We start from the raw sequence: 8259 nt of genomic DNA, 5'->3' as shown, positions 1-8259 counted from the left end.
GCTTTCAACCAATTTCGTTTAACCTAAACCGTTATATATGGCTGAAATAAACACCGCTCCGCAGGGGGGAAAAAGAGGCACCCGCAGCAATAAAAAATCCACACGTGTAGATATGACACCAATGGTAGACCTGGGATTCCTGCTCATCACCTTTTTTATGCTTACCACCACAATGGCTAAACCCAAAACAATGGACCTCATTATGCCAAAAGATGAAGGAGATCCGATGTCTTTACCGGCAAAGAAAGCGCTGACAGTGATCCTGGGACCCAACAACCGTATTGCCTGGTATGAGGGCATTGGCGACGACCCCGCTGTACCGCCACAGGTGCATTACAGCAGCTATGCCAACCGCAGCGGTATCCGGGATGTGATCATTCAAAAGAAAGCCGCCGTATACCAGGATTTCCATAAAAACGAACTGATGGTGCTTATCAAAGCCGACAAAGCATCCAACTATAAGAATGTAGTGGATATCATGGATGAAATGCTCATCAACAAAGTAGACCGCTACGCAGTGGTGGATATCACCGATAAAGAAGCCGCCTACTTCAAATGAGCTATTTTTCCCTACCTTTATCGCTCCAAAACAATATTCAAATATGGCAACTACCCACTCTATCCCCTCAGTGGATCTTGCAGACTTCACTTCAGGAGATGCCGGACGAAAGGCGGCCTTTGTGCAGCAGTTAGGTAAAGCTTACGAAGAAGTTGGTTTTGTAGCGGTAAAGAATCATGGGATTCCTGATGAACTGATTGCAGACCTCTACAAATACGTACAACAATTTTTCAAGCTGCCCGCCGATACCAAACACCGCTACGAAATCCCTGAACTGGCCGGGCAACGCGGTTACACGTCTTTCGGGAAAGAACATGCCAAAGGTTATGAAGCCCCGGATCTGAAGGAGTTTTTCCAGTTTGGCCAAACGGTGGAAGACAATGACCCCATTAGCTCGGAATACCCTGCCAACGTACAGGTGGAAGAAGTGCCGGAGTTTACGCCTACTTTCTTTAAAGCATACCGTGGGTTTGAAAAATCCGGTAAATACCTGTTACAGGCTATTGCACTGTTCCTGGGGCTGGATGAAACCTATTTTGATGATAAGATCCATAATGGTAACTCTATCCTGAGAGCCATCCATTATCCGCCTATCACACAGGAACCCAAGTCCGCCATCCGTGCGGAGCAGCATGAAGATATCAACCTCATCACTTTGCTGGTGGGCGCCTCCGCCGACGGGCTGCAGATCCTGGATAAACAGGATAACTGGGTGCCGGTTACTTCCCTGCCTGAACAAATTGTGGTAAATGTGGGAGACATGCTGCAACGGTTAACCAATAACCGCTTAAAATCCACAACGCACCGGGTGGTGAATCCTCCCCGCGAAATGTGGAATACTTCCCGGTATTCGATCCCTTTTTTCCTGCATCCCAAATCCGATATGAAACTGGATTGCCTGGAAAGCTGCGTTACTGCAGATAACCCGCTGGCATATGAACCCATCACGGCCGGTGAGTACCTGGATGAGCGCTTACGTGAAATAGGCTTAAAAAAATAAGGCTGAACATAACAAAGTCCCGGTAAAATCTCTTTACCGGGACTTTGTAAATATCCTGCGTATAAGCAAGTTTCTTCTTTAATGGTTTTCCCTGATATGGTTATACTTTTAGATCCGAACATTTAACATGTTGGTGGGAAATTAACCTGTCTGACAAACTGATACAACGGACAAAAGGCCATATTCGTTATAATAAACACCGATATTACAAGTATTGTGCCTTTATTATCCGGGGAACTACCAATATTGGCAACACCGTTGTATTTTGTCCGGATATTTGATTACCTTATAACCTGTCCAATAGGCATACACTAAAATAAACTGTGCTTCTACGTCATATACCTTTTCTTAAAGCTGTGCTATTACATAGCATCACCGCCTACGGAGGCCCGCAGGGTCACCTGGCTATGATGATGAAAACATTTGTACAGCAGCGGAAAGACATAACAGAGCAGGAGCTGATGGAATACAATGCTTTCTGCCAGCTGCTTCCCGGCGCTTCTTCTTCCCAAACCCTTACCTTAATAGGCTATAAGCGCGGGGGCGCGGTACTGGCCATCATTACCCTGCTGATATGGATCTCTCCGGCCTGTTTGATTATGGGCTCCCTGAGTTTCCTGTTGCAGTATTTCGGCAAAAATGCGCTCCATACCGATATCTTTAAGTACGTACAGCCGATGGCGGTAGGCTTCCTGGCTTACGGCGGCATCCGGGCTTTCCGGATCAGCATCACCAGTATGGCCACTTTTGTGATCATGGTGGTATCAATGTTCACCGCCTTTTACCTGAAATCGCCCTGGACTTTCCCGGCGCTGATCATACTGGGTGGCATTGTTTCCAACTTCAGTAACAAACGTATTCCCGGGGTAGCGGAAAAACCTCGTAAAATCCAGTGGGGAAATATCTGGTTATTTGTGTCGTTGTTTATCCTGGCGGGGTTCCTGTCGGAGGTGGCCCGTACGCATGAATGGATCACCAGGCGCCCGTTCAACCTCTTTGAAAACTTTTACCGTTTCGGCAGCCTGGTTTTCGGCGGCGGGGATATCCTGATTGCCATGATGCTGGAACAGTATGTAACCCGCGCCAAATCCCAATACCTTACAGCGGAGGAACTGCTTACCGGGGCCGGTATTATGCGCGCGCTTCCAGGCCCTACGTTTTCCATATCGGCTTATGTAGGCGGTATGGCAATGCGTAACCTGGGTATGGGTTACCAGTTCCTGGGCTGTATGATAGCCCCCATCGCTATTTTCCTGCCCAGCCTGCTGCTGGTATTATTTTTCTTCCCCATCTGGAATAACCTGAAAAGATATGTGGTGATATACCGAGCCCTGGAAGGGATTAACGCGGTGGTAGTGGGGATTATGTGGGCAGCCACCTTTATTCTCTTCTTCGTGATACCCGTTAACTGGTATAACCTGCTGATCATGGCCAGTACGCTGGCATTACTTTGTCTTACCAGGGTACCGTCGCCCTTTATCGTACTGGCGTGCCTGTTATTGGGCTGGTTGTTATGATGCGCTGATATTGTATTCCTTAATTTTATTGTAAAGGGTAGTGAGGCCAATACCCATTAATTCCGCGGCCCGGGTTTTATTGCCTTTGGCATGGGCCAGCACACGGATAATATGTACTTTTTCCATATCCGCCAGTTTAAGGGAAGATGCCTCTTCCCCGGTACCCTGCTGGAAATCGAACGGCAACACGGGGGTATCCAGTATATCCGTGTCCGTTAGAATAGCGGCTCTTTCTATCACATTGCGCAGCTCCCGGATATTTCCCTTCCAGCTGTGCTGTTGCAACGCCTGCAGGAAAGCGGGCGTCATCCCGCTGATGCGTTTGTTCATTTTAGGAGCAATCTGTTGCAGGAACCAGCCGGCCAGCAGCGGTATGTCTTTCCGGCGTTCATTCAGTGAAGGCAGAGAGATCTGGAAGGCAGATAACCGGTAATAGAGATCGGACCGGAAATGGCCGGTGGCGATTTCCTGCTCCAGTTGCCGGTTGGTGGCAGCAATGATACGTACATCTGTTTTGGTGGGCCGGGTTTCCCCTACTTTATAGAACTCCTGGGTTTCCAGTACGCGGAGCATTTTAGCCTGCAACTCTATGGCCATCTCTCCTATTTCATCCAGGAAAATGGTTCCCCCGCGGGCTTCTTCAAAAAAACCTTTTTTATCTTTCACTGCGCCGGTAAATGCACCGGCTACATGTCCGAATAATTCACTTTCGAGGATTTCCCTGCCAAAGGCGCTGCAGTTAACCGCTACAAAGGGTTGCTGCCGCCGGTGGCTTCCCTGGTGAATGGCTTGTGCGAACACCTCCTTTCCGGCGCCCGTTTCCCCCAGCAGCAACACCGTCATATCAGACGGGGCAACTTTCTCAGCCAATGCAATAGCCGCCTGTATTTCGGGAGATTCACCCAGGATGCTGCCAAAATTATATTTACCGCCTATTTTCTTCTCCAGGTCGCGGATGCGGAATTGCAGGTGTGCCTTGTCCATTGCCTTGCTCACCAGGGGAAGGATACGGTTATTATCATCTCCTTTGGTGATATAATCAAAAGCCCCGTTTTTGATGGCCTGTACGCCATCTGCAATATTACCGTATGCCGTGAGCACAATGGTTTCAATTTCCGGGTACCTGATACGTAGCTGGTGTACCAGTTCCACCCCGTTGCCGTCCGGCAGCTTCACATCCGACAGGATCACCTGTATTTCTTCTTTTTCCAGGATCTTTAAGGCCGACCTTACATTGCCTGCTTCATGAAGCGTATATCCTTCCAGGGCCAGCAGGCGGCTTAAAAGCTTACGCAGCTGGTCCTCATCATCAATTATTAAAATATGGCCTTTAGACATAGCCATGCAAAGATAATAGTTCCTATGGCTTCTGCGGTTTATCCGTTTTCTGATTAGCTTTAAAAACAAAGCCGCCAAGCAAGGCTGCCACTACGCCAACAAAAAGATTTACAAACAATACATTCCCGAGGAAATAGATCCAGAAATTGTCTTTTACCGTGTCTTCCTCCACCAGCGTATGTGCAGGATTGCCCCCTACTACCAGGTGAAAGATCAGCAGGAAAACGGCGTATATAATGGTTGCTATCAGCGTGGTGCGCCATCCCATGGCAAAGGACGATGTTGTGGAGGTTCTGTCTTTATGTACGCGGTTATAATGGATAATAGAGATGAGCACGCCAAGAAACATGATAAGATTACCAAAATATCCCATCCACAAATTGCCATACAATTTCGTTACGTAAAAGATCAGTGTAAAAACGATGCAAATTGCTCCAAGAATAAAACCATAGGCTGGTAGTGCTTTTGAAGATAAAGGCTTTTCCATAACATCAGTATTTAAATGAACAAAATGATCAGGCGTGCGCACTGCTTTCTATTTCACGGATTACCTTACGCAAGTCATTTTTAACACTTTTAATATCGTGCCATAAGTCGCCAACTTCGTTTAACCGTTGCAGTGAGTTATGAATATTAAAATCACTGATACGGAGTTTTTCATTCACTTCTTTCCATAAAAGCGGCATAGACACGGTGGCACCGGGTTTTGGACGGGCGGAATAAGGAGACGCAACAGTTTGCCCCCTGCTGTTCTGTAAAAAGTCGATATACACTTTTTTATTCCGGGCGCTTTTTGCACGGACCACACTGGTGCTTCGCGGCAACTGTTCATTAACATGACGTGCAATATATTCCGCAAACAACCGGGTACTTTCATACGGGTACTTAGCTGCCGCAGGTACATAAATATGCAAACCGGTAGAACCGGAGGTTTTACAGAAAGAGGTAATATTGAAACCGTCCAGCAGATCCCTGATATGTAACGCAGCCTCTACCACGTACTTGAAATCAATATTTTCAGGGTCAAGGTCCAGGATCATGAAATCGGGCTTATCCAGGCTGTTCAGTCTTGATAGCCAGGGGTTTATTTCTATGCAGCCAAGGTTAACCATATAAGCCAGTGTGGCCTCGTTATTACACAGCAGGTAATCCACATCTTTCCCGGTAGAATCTGCACGCAGCGATACACTCTTTATCCACGCGGGGGTTTGCTCCAGGTTAAGATCTTTCTGGTAAAAAGCCGGTCCTTTGATACCATTGGGAAACCGGTGCAGCGACTGGGGCCGGTCTTTCAGATGAGGCAAAATATACTTTGCCACCGACAGGTAGTAGTCGATCAGTTGCCCTTTGGAGATCTGCTCATCCGGCCAGTATAGCTTAGTTTGATTGGTAAGCGGTACTTTCCTGCTGTTAAGCGTTAAGGTGCGTTCTTTTTCAATAACAGTAGCCATGGTTATTTTTTTTGCTGTTTCAGGATGTACGTCTTTTGCCGGTTTATCTTCCCGGAGACCCAGGAAAACAGGTTGCCGCAGGTGTCCATCGCCAGTCCATTCCTGGAATTTCACCTGGCATACCAGGCGGGGTTTTACCCATGTAACCGGCATGTTGGTGCCCACCTTTTCCGCAAAGGGCGAGGTGTTGCTGATAAGGGGTTGCAGCCTGTTATAAAGTACACCGATGGTGGCTTCGTTTAATCCACCCCCGCAATGACCGATATACTTCAGCTGTTTGTTTTCATATATGCCAAGCACCAATGCTCCTATCTGTTTCCTACTGCCCCGGGGCGCAGTATAACCGCATATCAGCGCCTCCTGTTCATTCACGATCTTTATTTTCAGCCACTCCATCCCTCTCCTTCCCTCTTCATATATACTTTCTGCTTTTTTGGCGATGATGCCTTCCCATCCCTTTTGCCGGGCCTTTTCAAAAAAGCTTTTCCCATTCTTTAAAACATGCGGAGAAAAACGGACCGTTTTATCATTTAACTCAGCAACTACATCCTTCAGCAGGCTTTTCCTTTCCAGCAGGCTCAGATGCTGCAGTTCATTCCCATCGAGGTGAAGCAGATCAAACACCGCATATGTTAATTTTCCCTTTCCTGTGGTCCGGAAATTCTGCAGCGTTTGAAAGTGGGATCTGCCTTTGTTATCGAGTACAATAATCTCTCCGTCGAGCACCACATTGTGCGAAATTTTCTCCACGGCGGCCACTACCGCAGGATAGTCGTTGTTGAACGACTTTTCATTGCGGGAATAGAGCGCCACCTGGTGATTTTGCACACTGGCAATGGCCCGGTAGCCGTCCCATTTGGTTTCAAAAAGCCAGCCGGCATCGTCAAACGGTTCATTCACCAGCGTAGTGAGCATGGGTTTATATATCTTCTTTACCGGCTGAACACTACGGGTCGTTTTCTTTTTTGCCTCCACTCCGGTTATGGCGGCTGATTTTTTTTTTGCCACCTTCGCGGCAGCTTTATTTTTTTCTCCCTGTGCTTTTACACGTTCCGGCGTATAGTCTTCACTGTTATATTCATCCACTGCATACTTATCTTTGTGCTTGATCAGGAGCCAGGCATTTTCTTCACGGCCTTTCATTTTCACTATTGCAAATTCTCCCTTTAATTTCTTTCCTTTCATTACAATCTTAAGATCACCGGATTTGAGTTCCCGGAGGGCTTCTTTATCAAAACTTTTCCCATCGGGATTCATCAGTTCAAAGGTGCCTTTGTCCCAGATGTACACGGTGCCTGCACCGTAGTTTCCGGCAGGGATGGTGCCTTCAAAATCTTTATAATCGTAGGGATGATCTTCCACTTCCATAGCCAGCCGTTTATCTGCGGGGTTCATGGAGGGGCCTTTTGGTATGGCCCAGCTTTTCAGGACCCCGTTTATTTCCAGCCTGAAATCGTAGTGCAGCCGGGAGGCGTGATGGCGCTGTACCACGAAAATATGTTTTCCCTCCACAGCTTTGCCGGTGAGGGGTTCGGTAGTTTCTTTGAAGTTGCGTTTCTTTTTGTATTCCGACAGGCTCATGATGCACGTTTTTTAGTAGCGGGTTTACCACCAAGACTGGCCTTCAGCTGATCAAACAAATTATCGCTTTTAGTATGTACCACGCGCATTTTCTTCACTACAGGTTTCTTGCCGCTGGCTTTTGTCTTTATAATTTTCAGCAGTTCCGCTTTATATTCATCTTTATACTGGCTGATATCAAATTCGGTGGTGTATTGCTTTACCAGTTCTATGGCCATATCCAGTTCTTTTTTGGCCAGTTTCACATGTGTAGGCAGGGTGAGGTCGGAGGAGGGGCGGATCTCTTCTGCAAAGCGGAGCTGCTGCAGCAGCAGGTAATTTTCCCGCGGTCGTATTACCGCCAGGTGTTCCTGCGTACGCAGTACAAAGCGGCTGATACCTGCTTTACCGGTTTTTTCCAGTGTTTGCTGCAATAAAGCATATGCTTTTTCGCCTCCTTTAGCCGGTTCAATGAAATAAGGATTTTCAAAATAGATGTCATCAATCTCTGTTTCTTCTACAAAAGATTCTATCTCGATGATCTTACTTTTCTTGGGGCTGGCAGCTTCAAAATCCTCTTCTTCCAGTATAACGTATTCATCTTTATACAAATATCCTTTTACAATCTGTTCCCAGGGCACTTCTTTGCCCGTGTTTTCATTAATACGCTGGTATTTAATATGCGCCCCGTTTTTACTGTCCAGCATATCCAGGTCCAGGCGGCTATCCTGTGTAGCGCTGAATAATTTCACGGGGATATTTACCAACCCGAATCCTATGGACCCTGACCATATAGCTCTCATAATATGATAGTTTTGGTATTAAATAAAAGTT

General features: G+C 47.0%; 7 protein-coding genes. 3 read left to right on the top strand and 4 right to left on the bottom strand.

Going from position 1 to position 8259, the window contains the following annotated elements; genetic code table 11:
- The first annotated feature begins 37 nt into the window (after positions 1-37).
- The 3 genes from VN105_RS10880 to chrA all read left to right on the top strand — a co-directional run bounded on the left by VN105_RS10880 (position 38) and on the right by chrA (position 3076).
- Positions 38-559 carry a biopolymer transporter ExbD gene (locus tag VN105_RS10880; protein ID WP_325640723.1) on the top strand — a complete coding sequence of 174 codons (522 nt, stop codon included), beginning with the start codon at positions 38-40 and terminating at the stop codon, positions 557-559.
- 43 nt (positions 560-602) lie between these two features.
- Entirely contained in the window at positions 603-1559 is a 957-nt protein-coding gene (locus VN105_RS10875) for an isopenicillin N synthase family dioxygenase (protein ID WP_325640722.1), read from the top strand.
- 356 nt (positions 1560-1915) lie between these two features.
- Complete coding sequence (chrA, locus tag VN105_RS10870) at positions 1916-3076, top strand: chromate efflux transporter (RefSeq protein WP_325640720.1); 1161 nt, start codon at positions 1916-1918, stop codon at positions 3074-3076.
- Here chrA and VN105_RS10865 read toward each other — a convergent pair.
- Genes VN105_RS10865 through VN105_RS10850 form a run of 4 tightly spaced genes read right to left on the bottom strand, consistent with a single transcriptional unit; the run spans position 3071 to position 8228 of the window.
- Complete coding sequence (locus VN105_RS10865) at positions 3071-4420, bottom strand: sigma-54 dependent transcriptional regulator (RefSeq protein WP_325640718.1); 1350 nt, start codon at positions 4418-4420, stop codon at positions 3071-3073. The genes chrA and VN105_RS10865 overlap by 6 nt on opposite strands.
- Positions 4421-4436: 16 nt before the next feature.
- Positions 4437-4901 carry a DUF4199 domain-containing protein gene (locus tag VN105_RS10860; protein WP_325640716.1) on the bottom strand — a complete coding sequence of 155 codons (465 nt, stop codon included), beginning with the start codon at positions 4899-4901 and terminating at the stop codon, positions 4437-4439.
- Between the two features lie 28 nt (positions 4902-4929).
- Complete coding sequence (ligD, locus tag VN105_RS10855) at positions 4930-7446, bottom strand: DNA ligase D (protein WP_325640714.1); 2517 nt, start codon at positions 7444-7446, stop codon at positions 4930-4932.
- A complete protein-coding gene (locus VN105_RS10850; RefSeq protein ID WP_325640712.1) occupies positions 7443-8228 on the bottom strand; it encodes a Ku protein in 786 nt (261 codons plus the stop codon). Before VN105_RS10850 ends, ligD begins: the two co-directional genes overlap by 4 nt.
- Between the last annotated feature and the right edge of the window lie 31 nt (positions 8229-8259).

Source organism: Chitinophaga sp. (assembly GCF_035564935.1).
Lineage (GTDB): Bacteria > Bacteroidota > Bacteroidia > Chitinophagales > Chitinophagaceae > Chitinophaga.
The sequence above is the reverse complement of the archived record's forward strand: the minus strand, read 5'-3'. Positions and strand labels throughout refer to the sequence as shown.

Coding starts and splice junctions, on each gene's coding strand:
- VN105_RS10850 (WP_325640712.1), bottom strand. CDS start 8,228: ATGAGAGCTATATGGTCAGGGTCCATAGGATTCGGGTTGGTAAATATC.
- VN105_RS10860 (WP_325640716.1), bottom strand. CDS start 4,901: ATGGAAAAGCCTTTATCTTCAAAAGCACTACCAGCCTATGGTTTTATT.
- VN105_RS10880 (WP_325640723.1), top strand. CDS start 38: ATGGCTGAAATAAACACCGCTCCGCAGGGGGGAAAAAGAGGCACCCGC.
- VN105_RS10865 (WP_325640718.1), bottom strand. CDS start 4,420: ATGGCTATGTCTAAAGGCCATATTTTAATAATTGATGATGAGGACCAG.
- VN105_RS10875 (WP_325640722.1), top strand. CDS start 603: ATGGCAACTACCCACTCTATCCCCTCAGTGGATCTTGCAGACTTCACT.
- ligD (WP_325640714.1), bottom strand. CDS start 7,446: ATGAGCCTGTCGGAATACAAAAAGAAACGCAACTTCAAAGAAACTACC.